This is a genomic window from Candidatus Eisenbacteria bacterium (assembly GCA_026388185.1).
GTDB lineage: Bacteria > Eisenbacteria > RBG-16-71-46 > JAFGJU01 > JAFGJU01 > JAPLKG01.
On record JAPLKG010000003.1, the window covers coordinates 15,521 to 31,451 of the forward strand.

Here is a 15,931-nt window from a genome sequence, read left to right on the forward strand (position 1 = left end):
TTGCACCCTCAGATCCCGATGTATGCCCTTCTTACTTCCGGATCACAGAGCACTTCATTGGGCTGGCCAAAGGCTGTAACCTGACCTTCGTCAAGAAAATAGACCCAGTCGGCAATGTCAATCACGACATTCATGTTGTGTTCGATGAAGATGACCGTCTTGCCATTCTGCGTGAGTTTGCGAATGACATCTAGTAGGCTACCGACCATCGTCGGATTCACACCAGCAGTGGGTTCGTCAAGAAGCATAACGTCCGCATCCGCTGCGAGCAGCCGGGCGATAGACAAAAGTTTCTGCTGACCATAGGACAGGTTCTCAGCCATATCGTCAGCCTTATCAGCCAGGCCAACGAACCGGAGCAACTCCATTGTCTTACCGTAACGACTCTTCTCTTCGCGGTTCACTTTCGGCCTTGCGAGCAGCGCCATCAACGGATTCTCACCCGTCTGTCTCTGAAATCCCACGAGTACGTTATCAAGCACCTTCATGCGCATGAACAGATGAACATCCTGGAACGCCCGACCGATTCCCATCCTGGCAATCTGCCACGGGGCAAGACCGGTGATTGGACTCCCGCAGTAGCAGGTCTTTCCTTCATCAGGATACAAGAAGCCGCTGATCAGGTTAAAGATAGTGGTCTTGCCTGCGCCGTTGGGGCCAATTAGACCGGTGATGCGCCCTTGTCGGAAGCCCATTGAGACATGATCCACGGCACAGACACCACCAAAGAATTTCGTGATGCTCTTGAGTTCGAGGATCGTCATTGGAACTTGTACTCCCCAAGCAGTCCCCGAGGCCGAAATCTCATGATCAGGATGATCAACAGGCCGTAGATAATCTGCCGGACATTGGCCGCAATCGCATCGGGCATCCGGACAAAACGCAGAATCTCCGGCAGCAGAATCATCAGGACGGTGCCGATGAGCGGGCCGACGATATTGCCGGTGCCGCCGATTATGATGATCGAGAGGATGAAAACCGACTCCATGAGCGTGAAGCTCGTGGGATCGATGTAACCCATATAGCCGGCGAATAGCGAACCGGAGACCGCAGCGAAGCCTGCACCAATGGCAAATGCGACTACTTTGAATCGAGGTATGTCCTTACCCAGAGCCGCGGCAGCCATCTCATCTTCCCGGATCGCTTTCAGGACTCGCCCAAACGGCGAATTGCCGATCAGATGTAGCAGTCCGATGCAGATCGCGGCGATCACTGCGCTCAAGAGCAAGAATAACCCAAGTGAGCCAAACTCCAGGCCCAGGATGGCTGGCCGCGGAATTCCGGGTATGCCATACGGCCCGCGCGTCAACCCGATCCAATTATAGAGAATGGTAAAGACAATGATCTGAAAGCCAAGAGCGGCAAGGACAAAATAATCGCCTTTCAGCCGTAGCGACGGAACCGAAATCGTCAAGCTGAGTAGCATCGCGCCAATCACCGCGAGCGCCAAGGCCGGTACAAATCCAATGTGAGCGTTCATAATCAGAAGCGTACTGATATATGCACCGATACCGTAGAATGCAGCATGACACATCGAGAGCAGGCCGGTGAAACCGACTATAAGATTGAGCGAAAGTGCGAGGATTAGGTAGATTGACATCATGATCAAGATATGCAAGATGTAATTCATTTCGCCATCTCTTCCGCCCGACGCTGGCTGCCGAAGATACCCTGGGGTCGAGAGAAGAGGAAGGTGACAAGCAGCACGAAGGTCACCATGTCCTGCCAGCGAGCCGAGAACTTCCAGACCGCGAGACTCTGCAACAAACCGATCGCCACCCCCCCGATTGCAGCGCCTTCAAAGATACCCACTCCGCCGATAATCACCGCCACGGCGCCATTCAGGATTGCCGCCATGCCGATATTTGGATCAATCCCGACATCTGACCCGATGAGCATTGCAGCCACCGCGGCCAGGGCTGAGCCGAGCGCTAAGACGCTCCAGCGCAGGCACCGAGGACTCACACCTATTGCGGAAACCAGCTCTGGATCGTCGCGCAGCGCCCTAATAAGTTTACCCAACCGAGAGAAACGTAGCAGCGCTGCGACCAGAGCAAAAAGCACTACAGAAGCGACCACGGTCCACACTTGAATCTGAGTGAGAATCACGCCGCCGATAGTGTGGGTTGCCTGGATCCCGGGGTTCAATACCTTGGTCTCATTCCCGTAGAGCATCGCAACAACATTGACCAGCACGATGTACAAACCGAGCGAACTTAGCATCTGAATCAGTTGCGAGGAACCGCGCTTGACCAGCGGCCGATAGAGCGCCTCCTCAATCCCGATCCCAAACAGAGCGATAAAAACGATGACTATCAGGGCCGCGGGTATCAGTGGTACGTGCCAAAGATTGTGAAGCGTGAAAAATAGGTAGGCGGCTAGAGTGTAAACGGCACCGTGAACGAAATGGAATGTTCTAGTCGTGCTGTAGATTAGAGCGAAGCCGAGAGCGACCAGTGTATAGGAGCACCCCATGACGAAGCCGTTGGCCAGCAGTTGAATGAGCATAGTGTTACTTCGCGTGTGTACGGATGACTTCCTTCAATTCCTGGAGGTTGATCGGCTTCTTCAAGTAGTGAACGGCACCAAGATTCACAGCATCAGTAGCAGCATCCCAGTCACGATAGGCACTCATCATTACCACCGGGACATTAGGAAATCGCTCATGCAGCCAACCAAGCAGTAAGATGCCGTCGCGATTAGCGGGGTCCTCCTCCGAAAGACGCACGTCAACCAATGCAAGATTGATCTCCGCACTCATCTTCTGTTTAGCTTCCTCAAAACTTGCAGCCGTGATGGTTTCGTATTCGCTCTTGAGTGCGCGTGAGAGCGAATTCAGATATTCTTGGACGTCGTCCACAATGAGCAGTTTCATACTGGCCTACCTTACTGCAACGCGTGTGCCATTTCAACTAATTCTTGGTCTGTCTGACCTAGGCGACGTAATTCATTAATTGCCAAGGAAATAGCGAGCACCCTGCAGATTTGCTGCAAGAGGGATATGACCGCGACATACATGAACGTGCCAATTTCGCACCCTAACGTGACGTTTCGGTCACACTGTAAGACTGTAGCGTCAGACGTAGCGCCCCTCCCAACCAAAACCAATGACAGCGAAGCGTGGAGAGATTTACTAGGATATCTGGAAATGTGGCTTCCCGCGCGCTAACCGCACGCAATATCACAGTTAGTTTGGGACCACCTCGCCCATCACACACGTCCGAATAGGATATCACAACCGGACATTCTTTCAACGCAGTGATCAGACTGCGGCGATCTCCCCGGGGGTCCCTCGACTGGTGCCGTCACTGCGAACCATCTTCCAACAAATGGATTAGCCAAATCTCGATGTCCCAGCTGCCATATATCCGTTCTTTCAGAAACGGGGTGTGGAAGCTGGCTCCGTACGGCACGTTTGTGGCAAGGGTGAGAGGTCCGTCGCGTAAGGATCTGATGAAGACCCATTCGTTGTGTGGCTTCAAGACTGGGTAGAAGTTACCGCTTCCTACTGCTGCCAAGGGAAATAACACTGGAGTCTTCCGATTGGATCGCCACAGCGCCTTAGGCATTCCAAGCATCTCGGGATAGAGGATGTTCCCCGGATCAGGATCTCGCTCAACAACAAAGGAACCCTCAAAGGGAAGGTTGGGAAAGTAGTATCGTTTAGGAATTCCTGTCAAGTAGCCAAGAGAGAGACGGTTCGAGGCCTTGCGACTCAGTCTGAATCCCAGAATTTGTCCTCTCCTTATGATGAAATCGGTAAACTCTCTCTTCCAGGATGGATTTATCGAGAATGTGCCCTGCAATGTTGCTCGTCCATAACGAAGGAACGCCAGAGTATCCTGATGTGTGAGCCCCACACTTACATCTTCAAAGCTCTCCCATTTGTAAAAGCCGAACACCGGCCAGTAGCGAAGATAAGTATTGTCTCCGCGCTGCAACCACTTGCCGCAGAGGGTAATCCCACCGTAAGGAGAAGATGTGGAATCGCCTGCCACCACCTGACCTCTAGACGATAGCTTGTTTACCACCGAATTCCGCCTCAGTACTCTGACCCTAAGGAAACCCTCTTTCGAATCCTTTCGAATGTGTATGCAGGACCAAGTAGAATCCGCGATGTCCATTGTCCTATTTCCGCAACCTCGAACGAAATTCTTGCCGAAAACACCGCACCAACAAGTGTTACTCTCCACCTGAACCCGGTAATCTCTACTGCAACCCGAGGCGCAGAGGAACAACAGTAATCCAAGGATATATAGGGCTACCTTCATGTAGTGCGTTTCCCGACTTGAGGACTCTCTTCGGTTCAGAGCAATTCAGATCACTGTATATCGTCAAGTGAAGATGAACTTGTCTGGGCCCATTCTAAGAGACACTTCTCTAATGGCAAGCCCCTTCTTAAATAGATCGCCTTTTGTCGTGGTAGCCATCTTATTCTTGTAACAGTCCCTTTTCATCGTCATTGCAGTCTTTGTTGTCAGCACGCCCGCGGCAGACTTCATAGGCAATCACGTTGCCCAACGATCCATGATAGCGCTCGGTGCTGAAGTAATCAACAAACGCTGCCCTCTCAGCCTCAGGCTCCCCTTGAAGTTGGAGCAGTCCCGATCACGACACTCCCAATTGACCTGTAGTGTCGTCCTGTCGTGCCCTAGGTCACAAATCGAAACAATCCCTCCCACATGATGAATCCCAGGAACCTGGGGCGAGCAAACTTGCCAAACTGTCAAAGTGGCTTTTCCCCTCCAATCGCTCCATCGATGGCCCAAACCCGATGGTCAAAATGGCCGGTTCTAATTCCACGCAAAGCAGCTCGCTTCCACTGGCCGCTGACACCCTAAGCGGTTAGATTGAGAGTTGGCCTACTAAGCTCTGCTCAGGATCCTGCCCACTATCACCGAGACAATCGCTGCAACAAAGGTTCCAATCAGAGTGGCGCTCCATGCTTGGAGTGAAGGAGTTTGATGCAACGCTATTGCTGTGAAGTAATCAATCAGCGGACCTGCCAGAAATACTGCTGCCAAGACTCGTCTGAAAGAAGAACGTGCCCTCCTCAGGACCAGACCCAGGAGAGTAGCGGACATTAGTATTGCAAGCAATATTCGCGGGTCAAAACTGGCACTGCCTGCTACCACTGCAGGCGTAGTTAGGATCAAAGCCTGCGTAAGAGAGGCTGCAATTGCTCTGTCGGTAATGAAATAGACAATCGGCGCAACAGCTCTCATAAGACCAATGACCAGAACTGTACCCCAAAACGTCTGCCACAGGGATGTAAACAGCCCGCTGCCTAACAGGCAGCCCGCTCCTCCGCCCAACACAAAGACAGCAATCAAGAGCATTTTGAGATGACTGACCCGGGTTCTGGGACGTGGGGCTTCTGCGTGCCACAAGACGGGGCGACGCGCGGTGGCATGCTGCATACCGGGTGCCGCGAGCGGAGATACCCAGACTCTCTGGATTGGTCTTCCACTTGGCACCTGACGGCTGCGCCGGAGAACCGGTGTATTCGAAGGCGTAATCGTTATGACTTTTGCGGTCGGATGAGCAGGGCAATGATGATTCAGGTGATAGTTTCTACTACATACGGAGCATATGTGATATCTTTCATTTTCTTTGATTGCCCTGCCACATGCGGGACATACCCTGAAGTTCACGTCAAGCCTATCTGGCTCTAACCCAACTTCCCCACGCAGTCCCATTCTTACGTACCACTGCACGAGTCAAGTGATTGAACGGGATACCGAGGGACTGGATTGAAAAGCCACTTATGAGTTCTTCTGTTACATCAAGTGGGACCATGGAGTTCCATAACGCATCCTAACCACGCGTTTGGTCAATCAAAGATCGAAGACGAACCAGGTCGACTGGTGGAACATATTTGGAAATCCTGTTTGCGTTTGCCGTCCACCATTGCATTGCTGCGCGGTTGGCAGGAGAAAGAGCATTGATCTTCAGCAAACTTTCCATATCTTGGTTGTACTGAAGATATTCAACCACGCCGCGCACCCAGTCCACCACACACAAGTCGGGTTGAGGATAACCCAGTCCCCAACATATTGTTCCATCAGGCCAGATTTGGGGATGAAAGGGTACAGGCGCCATGAACCTCATGTCGGGAACCGCAACCCACGGATAGCCCGATGGAACGCGGACAGTGATCACGAAAACATCGGCCGTGTGATTCCGGTTAGAATCCGGATTGCTCACCAAGCTTCTTATCCCCTTAATGATCAGCTTGAACTGTCGCAGGTCCAGACTTTGCCCCTCTATTCTTAGGCGCAAAGGGATATCAGATTCCGCATCCAATATGGTCTTCAGCCTTCGTAATCGCACCATCTCGTTGTTGAGCCGATCGTCCAAAAGTGGTGTCCTCCCAGCCATTACGCGAACTCGTCAGTGCACTGCCCCTTGGATAGAAATAAGGGTATGGCACAAAGCGCCAACGCGTCGCATCCAAATCAAGATTTCACGAAATTTGTCTCACAGAAATATAATCTATCTCTACCTTCATTTTCCCGTCAAGAACGAATCCAAGCTGATGGCCAAAGAGCGGTTTAGAGGGTGCGTTGATTACATGCTGGTCGTTTACAAAGAAGTGCAACTGTCTTCCGACCTTCTTGACAGTTAGTTTGTTCGTTGAATTCTCTCTGTTGATGCTTTCCGTGATGATGCGGCCTGTAATTAGGCTCTGCGTGCCTTTCTTCATCTCAGCGTACGAAAAGCAGCCGTTACCGGCAATCTTAGCTTCATAGTAATTGCCCCCGTCTTTGCCACCCCAAGTGATTCCGAATCCGCGCTCGTCCGTACCCGAGATCTTTGTGAATACTGCTTCTATTACGAAATTTTTGTGGAGGTCGAAGCCCTTGATGGAGGTGGCGTGCATGACACCTTCGTCCTCCAAACGGTATTCGAAAACATATTTGCCTTTGGCAATTTTTGCAGTATGGGATTCGGTCTTGCAGATTGGCCAAAGATCCACATCTTTATCAAAGTGATCCTCGAAAAGAAGCAAGTAGTCCGCAGTAACATCAGACCGCTCCTCTTGAGCTGTATTATTCACGATTCTTATGAGTCTTGGAGCGAAAACCACAACAGATATAGCGATGACAATTGTCCATATAATGATTCCCCAATGAGTGCGGCTTCCTTCCTGCGCACCTGGGAGGGTTAGCGTAGCTTCGTCTTCTGTAGACAACGTTCCCGGAGATGGAAGCTGTCTCAAGCCAGCTTGTCCATATCGAGAACGTCCCTGGCGGGGCGATCGACCTTGTGTGCGCGGAACCGCCAGCCGAGAGGTTGATCTGCCGCGCACAATGCTGGCAAGGTTGGAAGCTCCGGGAGTGACGACATACATCCAAGCGCCAGTATGCTGGGGGCACGCATGGTTGAGGTGATAGTTTCTTCTACAAATGGGGCAGATATGATACCGATCGTATTCCTTAATTGCCCCACCGCATGCGGGGCATATCCTGGCTCCCACACTGCATCACCTCGAGGCAATCCAAGCCTCTCCCACGGTATTTCCTTTACTAAACAAGACTCGAATCAAATGATTTGGAGGGATATGCAGAGATCTGAGAGAATATCCGTCTTCAAGTTCTTCTGTATACTTATCTGGAACGACTGCCAATGCCCCACAGGCAGGACAGCAAGATCTCAGGAACTTCCCAAGCAGGCATGGCTGGATTGTGTGAGAGCCACCACATCCACGACAAACGACGGAGTACACTATCTGTTTGTCGTGTCTAACTTCTACCTCAGAGCATCCGAGGGCGGCTCGAAGCCTATTCTTGATCGAAAGAACATCATCGTCTAGGAGAGACTCTAGAAGGACTTTCGACTTGTCTGGCGGAGGAACATGAGCAGGGCAATTTTCTTTTCTTGGCACTTCCCAGGTCAGGAATGCCCCGTTTTCTCCATCGAACCAGAAGAACACACTACTCCGGGCGGAAGGACCTGAGTGCTTCAGATGAAGGATCTTAATGCACTCTTGAGCTGCAATGCCTCCCGCTATTGCGCCCGACGTAATGACCATGGGGATCTTGGGCTCATCTGGAAGCATTCCTATCTTTGAGCAGCTGTGTCTTTCCCATAGTTGCTGATACTCCCTTTTGGTCCAGCTGCATTCAATACATGCTCCGGATGGTGTGGCAACGAATACACTGCTGACCAGACCACCTATCCCCGTATCAACTAGAGGCGTACCGTGTAGCCGACAGTACCTATTCACCCATAGTCGTGCCTCCAGATTATCTACAGTCAAAACGACACAGTCAAAGGAACTATATTCGAGGCTACCGAAATCATAGACGACATCGCGGTTCCAGCCTCTGGTTGTGATCCCTGGGGCAATCTCCTTGGCACGCCTGGCGGCTGTCTCCGATTTGGACTTGCCAATGTCCTCGGCCCGAAACAAAACACATCTGTTCAGATTCACTTCCTCAACCACATCGCTGTCCAGAACGCTGATTTCTCCTACACCTGTAAGAGCAAGATTCTTGATCACCTCGTTGCCTGTAGTTCCCGCACCAACAACGAGGACACGACCTCCAGAGACGGCTTCCTGACGCCATCCTTTTATCATCTTCTGTCTTGTATACCTATTCGACATGAGCCTGATGTTCCTCACTGACTATGACTTGATACTGATGTGTATCCAGAATGGCTCTTTCTCGGTGGGACCAAACTCTAAACCTTAGCTCTTGTGTTGCCAATGCGTTAACGGACGGCGAAGCAATCAGAAAGTAGTCACCGCAATATTCCTCAAGAGCACCCAATTCGGGTGTGGGCGAGTCAAAAAACCATCGCTTGCGGCTTTTGGTGAGAGCAGCGGTCGTTTTGGCATTGCAATATACCCCGATCATCTGTAGACCTTTTCCGGGGTGTCCCGACGGTAAGGACGCCTCAGAGTGCCGAGACAGTGTGTTCGAAGACTGCGCGGCAAATCCTCTAATGTATTTTCGGTACTCTTCAATCCTTTCCAACCCTAAGGCCAGGGAATCCACTAGATTTATTAGGCTGCAGCCCGCAAGATGATCAGTATACCCAAAGAGCAGCCCACCACTTTGAGAGGAATGCATTTCCTGCCACAGCTTCTTGTTGACACGCACAGGAACAATCACCATTGGCATAGGGAAATTGAGTCCGGTCGGCCCGATTTTAAGCAGGTTATGCAACCGCGAGCTCGCTTGCGCTATCTCCTGTCCGAGGTCTCTTCCCAGCCGTCTCGCAAGTGCCTCGTCGATTTCGGGGCGTTTTTCCACAAGAATGACATTACCCCTTGCTACTCTCACCTGTGTGCCTTCGTTGTTCCACCCAAAGAAACCAATCCATTCTAAGTCTGACTCGAAGCCTTGCGACCTGACTCGACTCGGATCGACTACAGCTGCGACCTGATATTGCTCGGGATGATAGTCAGAGAAGTTCTTTGTGTCGGTCCCGGAGAAGAATATGCCCAGTTTCGGATGCGAATGATAATACCCTACAAGGATCGTGCCCTCTCTTAGCCGAACCGCCTCAACGTCTCTGAAGCTCTCGGGAACCATTCTCACGTGGGTTGGAGTGGAGACGTAGAGAGCACGAATCGCTCTTTCGACGTAGGTAATCCGTACCCCACTATCGGCATCCATGGCAGGAAAACCCAAGAGATACCCACCGACCTCATGGTGCATTTCTCCTGAGGCATGATAATACATTTCTCGCAACGCACCTTTTTGGATGAGAAGCAGCGGTAGGTCTTCACGTGGGAGCAAGTCGGAGGCTCGTACGAATCGTCGCTCATCATATCTTGTGACTTTGCCAACCCTCACAGCCTGATCATCATCCTCGCGACCTGTCAATCCAAGCACGTAAGCGAGCCATATCAATAGGCCTTATGTAACGTGAAAGGTTTCCGCGATTTCTCTTCCACCACTCCATCGCTCCAGGATTCGCAGGAGAGTTGGCGTCTATCTTCCACATACTACCTTCTTCTTGATTGTATTGAAGATACTCAATGATGCCGCGGATCCAGTCCGCAAGAGCCAGATCCGGCTGAGGGGTGCCACCCGACCCCCAACACAAACGCCCGTCGGGCCAAATGTGTGGGTGAAAAGGAATTGGGGAGCGAAATCTCAAGCCAGGCACAGCGGACCATGGGTACCCTGATGCAATCTCAGCCGCGACCAAAAATGTGTCACCAATGGCTGAAGAGCCGAGAGATGGATTGCCGATGAGACTCTGTATTCCCTTGATGGTCAGTTCGAATCGGCTGAAGTCTAAGCTCTTCCGCTCAACTTCAAATCGAAGGGGAAGGATGGAGTCTGCATCCAAGATACTTTTGATCTTCAATAGGTGTCGAATTTCTGTATTAAACCTCTCATCCATAAGCAGCCCCTTTGAACAATCAAGGTTATTCTCTGTCCGCGGATCTATTCGGACAACTACTCATCACAGGGCTAGCCCCCAACCTCCATTCTGGCTAGGGTTAGCTTGTCTCCGCTTTGCACCAATTTGTCCAGCGTTGCATCCCCACTGATTGGCTTACCATCTGAACCCAGCAATTTGTATGAACCCTCTGCTGGCAACCCCAGTTGAGGGGCCACCAACGTACATACCTGCTGCGCATTGTCACCCGGAAATATTTCCACTTCCGCAGAAGCTGTACCGCCAGCCCTAACTATGGTTACCTTCTTGCCCTCTGCCATTTCTGCCTCCTCTTGTACGATTTCATGTTATTGAACGCCAAGACTCCATCTCCGCGCCCTTCAAACTCCAGGGAAAGGCAAAATAGTAAAGCCCCATCAGAACCGATGAGACCTAGTCCATTTTATGAAGACGCGCGAATCATCCAGGACCAACAAAGCGTTCGTGCCTCCACTTATGTTCTTCTCACCAAAACATCAGTTGCCTTCGATTTATGTAGCACAAATTGTATCACCAAAGTACCTACCGTGCAAGCAGAAACATCTGGTGGCGCAGCGGCCGCTCATTCCACGAATAGTCAAGACCCAGTAGACGCTCTTCTCACAGTTAGGGAAATCTGAACCCGAGGACTTATCGAAACCTGGGTCATGCGAGTTTGCCGGCTGCCCCCCACAAGTGACCCGGCCTTCCAGTCAACCGGCTTCTTTCTCACAACAGATTCGCGTCCACCCGCGGATACATTTCGTGTCTCGCGGATGGAAAGAAGGCCGCCACAGAATTGGGCGGACCCTTACAGAGGCCCTCCACCCTCAAGCTGTAGATAGAGGAGCACTCCGCGGCGTCCTCACTTCGGTGGGTTTGTAATGACCTTCACCGGCTTTTTGGCATCCTCATGTGGCCACGGCTCAAGCTCTTGAATGTGCCTGCCAAGTTCGGGATAGGAATCCAATCTCGGCACATTTCGCATGGTTACTTGGCCGAGGGAGATATCGTGAAATCGAGACGCCAAAATTTCTATGCTGCGGATCCCATCAAATGGCATGGCATTGTAGAATACCCTGAGTACATTTTGGTCGATGCTCGAGATTGGTCCGAAAACTCGATTGAGGAAATTAACGCCGTGGTAAACCAGTTCCGTTCGTCGGCGCTTGCTTTCAGGGTCGCTCCGAACCATCCTTTTCATCAGTACCTTTCGTCTTTCTTCGTCCTGCTCTGCATGAAGCTTTTCCCTACGGTCACCCCCAAAGAAATCCAACTCAATAATTGGTCCATTTATCCTGGACAAAAAGTCGCGCCCCTTCGATTCGACTCTCAGGTGGTTGAGAGGTTTAGTAGAAGCAAATACCCAGACGCAGGGTTCGATACGGTATGTGGTCCCTTCCGATGCGAAAGAGCCGTCCCATATCGGGCCCAAAAGAAGACCCATAGCTGTGTGGCTCTCAATCTGGGCATCTATTTCATCCACAAAAACGAGAACGCGGGCCCGTGTACGATTCTGAACAGACATTATCTGTTTAAGCGAGTTCATTAGATCCTGATTAGAGGCCATCTGGGCGACCGAGAAACTGAGATGTTGAAAATCAAAATGCTGGGCTAGACACTTCGCCAGAGTGCTTTTCCCCCATCCCGGTTCCGCGAGAAGAAGGCAATTAAAGGGGTACCGTGGATCTCGTTCATTTCCATACGCCTGCAGCCGGGTTATCAATTTGTTTATCTCAGATCGCTTATCTCCACCGGGACAGATGTAATCCTTGAGCGTTCCGTGAGCGCGCCAGAGATGAATCTGCTTTTCCCCGCCTACCGTAACAACCCCTTGGCCAATCGATGAACGATTCCACTCGTGCCAGCTCGCCAGATAAGTGAGCCGGTGAGACAGTCTCTGGCGGGGCCCGACCACCGCTGGAGGCCAGGGTGGCCTGTAGATCGCTTGGTCGAAGGGTCCAGTTAGATTAGAGGGCTTCTTTTCCAACCAAGCCTTCGTACAGCTGTCAGTCCAAAGGTACGCGTTTCGGAGCGCCCAAGAGCACGCACTGCTCATAGAGTTCCGCAGAGGGACAAACATCTGGTCCCAGTATACAAGCGAAGAAAAGAAAACTGTGGAGCGTCCAACGCAGATAGGTTTCTTTTCACCTGGCGCGCTGGCGATGTTGACGAGATAAGCGTCATCTTTCTCGCGGCTCCGATTAGAGTGCCTACCCCGGACCCTTTTTGTGCCTGTAGTGCTCGTCGCAGCAATCACTGTATCATCCTCGAACAAGAGGGCAGCATTCTCCGGCTTTACTCGAACAGAGTGGATTGTCTTAGTGTGGAGATACTTCTTCAGCCCAAGGAGATCACCCAGGACTTCCAAAGCTGCATGCCCTAGGACGGTCGGTCCGTGGCGCCAGACGCGTACCCCGTATGTATACTCCAGCAACTGTTCATCGGTAAACGTCAGCCGCGGTTTCTTCCTCGCTTTCTTCAGTTCGTCCATCCACGTTGCGGACTCTAGCTTGCTCCGAATGTACCATTTAGCCTTCGGAAAGGCCCTATGGAGCCGTTTGACCAGCTCATTGTCGATCACTCCATAGCCGTGATCGACCGCAACAATCGCGTCAACCTCAGTTTTGGGAATGGATTTCTTGATCTCACCCACGATGCCGTAGTTCTTGTACTGATTGTCGAGATCCAGTTTCCAATCGAAACGATATTGAAGACGAGGTTGATCACTGCCAAACCCTTCATAAAGACGGACCAAGTGGTTGGAAGACGTATTTGTTGCGGCTTTGGGGCAGTTTGTCTTAACTAGATTGAACATCGACCGCTGGTAGCAGCACTCAGTTTGAGTCCTGAGATGCGGACACCACCTCTTGGCCTTGCTATTCCAGTGCGGAGTCGTGAGACCGGATAAACGGTACGGTGTGAGCCCTATGCTCACATCTTTCTTGTCACACAGCAGACACATAAGGAGATTGCTATCACTTGGGTTCCATGCCGTAAGCAAAAGCAGTTCGCATTTCTCCACCATTGAAGGAACCATGGATTTCCCCGCTGAGACAGTGCGATGTTGAAGACCCGGACCCCGTAGGGTGCGCCAAACACTAGCTGCTCCGCAAAAACTTATGATCCGGCAATCGGCGTTTGGCAGATTGCTAATGTAGTGTTCCTTGCCAACGTTGTAGCTGTGGTAGATGTCTCCGCGCGACATCAGCCAGTTCTCATCGATGAAGGAATCACCAACAATGAGCACAACGCGCTTCTGGTTGGATGGCATGACTTCCTCCTGAATAATTACGAGCCCTCTATCTACACCAGCGGGAGGCGTCTTGCGCACGCATCAAAGATCAGACCTTTTCCTTGCCCACCGCACAATGGGTCCGAGGACCAGTCTGGCGACAAACTTGGTAACCGTACTGCTGGAAACAAACCCTGCCAAAGATGGGGAAACAAAATAATAGAGTCTGACTGCGAATGCACCGAGGCGGGAGTGTAATAACACTTCATCCCGAAATCTACTTAGTGTCGCCACCTCTGATGCCAGCGGAGAGTCAAACGCAGCAGTTGCGATGAAACAGCGCGAACCTACACCTTCCACCTTGTACAGGTCCATACCCGGGGGCTCGAACTTCAGCACTATGAGTATTGTTGTTTCCCCAGCCAATCTTCTGGCCTCATCGAGAACTGCCAGGTCATCCGGAGCGAAGGAGCCGACTAGCTTAGTTCGGAAGTTGCCTTTGTACATGGCTGCTGGTTTTCCTTCTCTCAGAATCGTGACGCGATCCTTCCTGTATTGGCTCTCGAGTTCGAGTATGCCTTCCCCAACTTCCTTGATTCTGGAGTTTCTGGCAACCTCTGTCTCCGCTGTGCCAATCGATTCCAACAGTCGTACGGTATTCCTGCGCGACACTTCATTCGTGTCGTGACTGAGACAAGTTTTGAGATCCTGAACAGCCTTGTCTTTCTCCCCCATGAGCAGCCACAGGTAGCCTCGATTGAAGTAAGTCGGAGGGTGATCAGGAGCCAGAGCAATGGCCCTCTCAAATGCGTCTAGTGCGAGCTCGTAGTACTCTCCAGCTTTCGCCTCCTGCCCGGATTTGGTAAGCTCTGCCCCCATCGTCTTGTACACGTTTCCTAGACTGTTGAGTGGATGCGGCATCTTTGGCGATGAGGACACTGCCCGTCTTGCCCACTCCAATGCCAAATCGTACTTCCCTTTGTGGGTGTATATGATGGCGAGGGAATTCATCGCATCAGCAGCGTCGGGCGATTCTTCAACACCATATTCGAGAGCCCAAGCCGCGAGATCCTCCTCACCGAGTCTTGCAAGCTGCATTCCCATATGCACCAACATGCGAGCAAGAGGCCAGTCGTCAAAATCGGCGGGATGCTTGCACTTCGCTCTTTGCAGAATAGAAGTGGCGCGACTAACAAGCTCAAGCCCCGGAATTCGGCGAAGAACGTCAAGTTTATCCTCGTCGCTCGGAAATTCCTTGAGGATCTTGCTCCGAAAGCGGGCTTTCTCCGCTTTCGAGAGGTTTGTGAAGTGCTGCACTTCCTTCTTCAGTGCGCGTTCCATATCAATCAGCTGAATTGTCGACAGACCTTGCGTTTGTTGGTGAATGCTGTCGATTTCGTCCATCTTGGATCCTCCATTCACGGAAAGGCCAGCAGCTGCGCTGGCCAGACTCAGGTGAAGGTTACATCAGAATAACGTCCGCGTCCTACCGGTGATGGAAATCTAGGGAGTTCTAGCTAAACGTATCAAATCTGCCGGCTTGATAAATCAAAGCGTTAGTATATCACTAAAATACTGCCAGTGCAAGGGCGAAATCTCAGTGGTGTTCCATTAACTGGTGCTGATTGAGGTCTGAAGGCGACCAGTCAGGGCGGAAATTGATCACGTCGCTGCTGCCAACTTGGAGACATCCAAGCCGATGGACCCAGAGAGTGCAGTCATTTGTTTGCAACCACGACATGAGCTCCAGATTATCACACATGTGACATGACACGACAGTGCCCAAACGAAACGTCACCTCTATGCATTGCTCTTGCTAACATCCTCCTAACAAAACATCCCAAAACACCCCGAAAAACGAGAAAACACCAGAAAACGTGAGACCGCACAACTCTTTTCTGTTGTTACAGCTACGTCCCTGATGTTCTCTCTTGTTGTGACATCACAACGTTCTCATAACCCAAAGGTCGCTGGTTCACCTCGCTTCACGGCTTTCCTGTAATCTTCTGAAGCGTGGAGTCCCAGAGGTAACCGGCGATCAAGGCGTGGCGCCAATCCGCCAACATCTTGCCGCCAACAGCTACAATCACCAGGGCAACGGCCAGCGAGAAGACAGAAAGTTTCGCGTAGGGCCCAACGTGCGGCCACACTGCTCGCAGCACCTTCGCCATTCTTCGCGTTAGCGGCGGCTTCTTGGGTTGCAGGCTCGAGCCCGGTGTCGTCGGGCCATAGGTTTTCTTGAATTCTTCGCTGACGGACTTTGCCGGCACAGATGTTTTGACCCCCGCTGCCAGCTGTAGTAAATTCATGCGT

General features: G+C 51.6%; 14 protein-coding genes. All 14 read right to left on the reverse strand.

Going from position 1 to position 15,931, the window contains the following annotated elements; all coding sequences use genetic code 11:
* Window positions 1–8 precede the first annotated feature (8 nt).
* The 14 genes from NTX17_00905 to NTX17_00970 all read right to left on the reverse strand — a co-directional run bounded on the left by NTX17_00905 (window position 9) and on the right by NTX17_00970 (window position 15,927).
* Window positions 9–764 carry an ABC transporter ATP-binding protein gene (locus NTX17_00905; protein MCX5799936.1) on the reverse strand — a complete coding sequence of 252 codons (756 nt, stop codon included), beginning with the start codon at window positions 762–764 and terminating at the stop codon, window positions 9–11.
* Complete coding sequence (locus NTX17_00910) at window positions 761–1,630, reverse strand: branched-chain amino acid ABC transporter permease (protein ID MCX5799937.1); 870 nt, start codon at window positions 1,628–1,630, stop codon at window positions 761–763. Before NTX17_00910 ends, NTX17_00905 begins: the two co-directional genes overlap by 4 nt.
* Entirely contained in the window at window positions 1,627–2,508 is an 882-nt protein-coding gene (locus NTX17_00915) for a branched-chain amino acid ABC transporter permease (GenBank protein MCX5799938.1), read from the reverse strand. Before NTX17_00915 ends, NTX17_00910 begins: the two co-directional genes overlap by 4 nt.
* Before the next feature lie 4 nt (window positions 2,509–2,512).
* On the reverse strand, window positions 2,513–2,875 hold the full coding sequence (locus NTX17_00920; protein ID MCX5799939.1) for a response regulator: 363 nt from the start codon (window positions 2,873–2,875) through the stop codon (window positions 2,513–2,515).
* A 430-nt stretch (window positions 2,876–3,305) separates the two neighbouring features.
* Window positions 3,306–4,124: a hypothetical protein gene (locus NTX17_00925; GenBank protein MCX5799940.1), complete on the reverse strand. Its 819-nt coding sequence runs from the start codon at window positions 4,122–4,124 to the stop codon at window positions 3,306–3,308.
* Window positions 4,125–4,865: 741 nt separating this feature from the next.
* A complete protein-coding gene (locus NTX17_00930) occupies window positions 4,866–5,225 on the reverse strand; it encodes a hypothetical protein (protein MCX5799941.1) in 360 nt (119 codons plus the stop codon).
* A gap of 592 nt (window positions 5,226–5,817) precedes the next feature.
* On the reverse strand, window positions 5,818–6,360 hold the full coding sequence (locus NTX17_00935; GenBank protein MCX5799942.1) for a hypothetical protein: 543 nt from the start codon (window positions 6,358–6,360) through the stop codon (window positions 5,818–5,820).
* Between the two features lie 106 nt (window positions 6,361–6,466).
* Window positions 6,467–7,222: a hypothetical protein gene (locus NTX17_00940; protein MCX5799943.1), complete on the reverse strand. Its 756-nt coding sequence runs from the start codon at window positions 7,220–7,222 to the stop codon at window positions 6,467–6,469.
* 264 nt (window positions 7,223–7,486) lie between these two features.
* A complete protein-coding gene (locus tag NTX17_00945) occupies window positions 7,487–8,584 on the reverse strand; it encodes a ThiF family adenylyltransferase (protein MCX5799944.1) in 1,098 nt (365 codons plus the stop codon).
* 16 nt (window positions 8,585–8,600) lie between these two features.
* Entirely contained in the window at window positions 8,601–9,809 is a 1,209-nt protein-coding gene (locus tag NTX17_00950; GenBank protein MCX5799945.1) for a Mov34/MPN/PAD-1 family protein, read from the reverse strand.
* A gap of 627 nt (window positions 9,810–10,436) precedes the next feature.
* On the reverse strand, window positions 10,437–10,685 hold the full coding sequence (locus NTX17_00955; protein MCX5799946.1) for a hypothetical protein: 249 nt from the start codon (window positions 10,683–10,685) through the stop codon (window positions 10,437–10,439).
* A 563-nt stretch (window positions 10,686–11,248) separates the two neighbouring features.
* Complete coding sequence (locus NTX17_00960; protein MCX5799947.1) at window positions 11,249–13,657, reverse strand: AAA family ATPase; 2,409 nt, start codon at window positions 13,655–13,657, stop codon at window positions 11,249–11,251.
* A 63-nt stretch (window positions 13,658–13,720) separates the two neighbouring features.
* The gene (locus tag NTX17_00965; GenBank protein ID MCX5799948.1) at window positions 13,721–15,022 is read right to left on the reverse strand and encodes a tetratricopeptide repeat protein; all 1,302 of its coding nucleotides are present in this window, start codon (window positions 15,020–15,022) and stop codon (window positions 13,721–13,723) included.
* 581 nt (window positions 15,023–15,603) lie between these two features.
* A complete protein-coding gene (locus NTX17_00970) occupies window positions 15,604–15,927 on the reverse strand; it encodes a hypothetical protein (GenBank protein ID MCX5799949.1) in 324 nt (107 codons plus the stop codon).
* Window positions 15,928–15,931: the final 4 nt, after the last annotated feature.

Excerpts from the sequence above, each read along its gene's own strand:
- NTX17_00925 (MCX5799940.1), bottom strand. The coding sequence starts at position 4,124 with ATGGACATCGCGGATTCTACTTGGTCCTGCATACACATTCGAAAGGAT.
- NTX17_00945 (MCX5799944.1), bottom strand. The coding sequence starts at position 8,584 with ATGATAAAAGGATGGCGTCAGGAAGCCGTCTCTGGAGGTCGTGTCCTC.
- NTX17_00965 (MCX5799948.1), bottom strand. The coding sequence starts at position 15,022 with ATGGACGAAATCGACAGCATTCACCAACAAACGCAAGGTCTGTCGACA.
- NTX17_00930 (MCX5799941.1), bottom strand. The coding sequence starts at position 5,225 with ATGAGAGCTGTTGCGCCGATTGTCTATTTCATTACCGACAGAGCAATT.
- NTX17_00960 (MCX5799947.1), bottom strand. The coding sequence starts at position 13,657 with ATGCCATCCAACCAGAAGCGCGTTGTGCTCATTGTTGGTGATTCCTTC.
- NTX17_00910 (MCX5799937.1), bottom strand. The coding sequence starts at position 1,630 with ATGAATTACATCTTGCATATCTTGATCATGATGTCAATCTACCTAATC.
- NTX17_00955 (MCX5799946.1), bottom strand. The coding sequence starts at position 10,685 with ATGGCAGAGGGCAAGAAGGTAACCATAGTTAGGGCTGGCGGTACAGCT.
- NTX17_00920 (MCX5799939.1), bottom strand. The coding sequence starts at position 2,875 with ATGAAACTGCTCATTGTGGACGACGTCCAAGAATATCTGAATTCGCTC.
- NTX17_00905 (MCX5799936.1), bottom strand. The coding sequence starts at position 764 with ATGACGATCCTCGAACTCAAGAGCATCACGAAATTCTTTGGTGGTGTC.
- NTX17_00915 (MCX5799938.1), bottom strand. The coding sequence starts at position 2,508 with ATGCTCATTCAACTGCTGGCCAACGGCTTCGTCATGGGGTGCTCCTAT.
- NTX17_00970 (MCX5799949.1), bottom strand. The coding sequence starts at position 15,927 with ATGAATTTACTACAGCTGGCAGCGGGGGTCAAAACATCTGTGCCGGCA.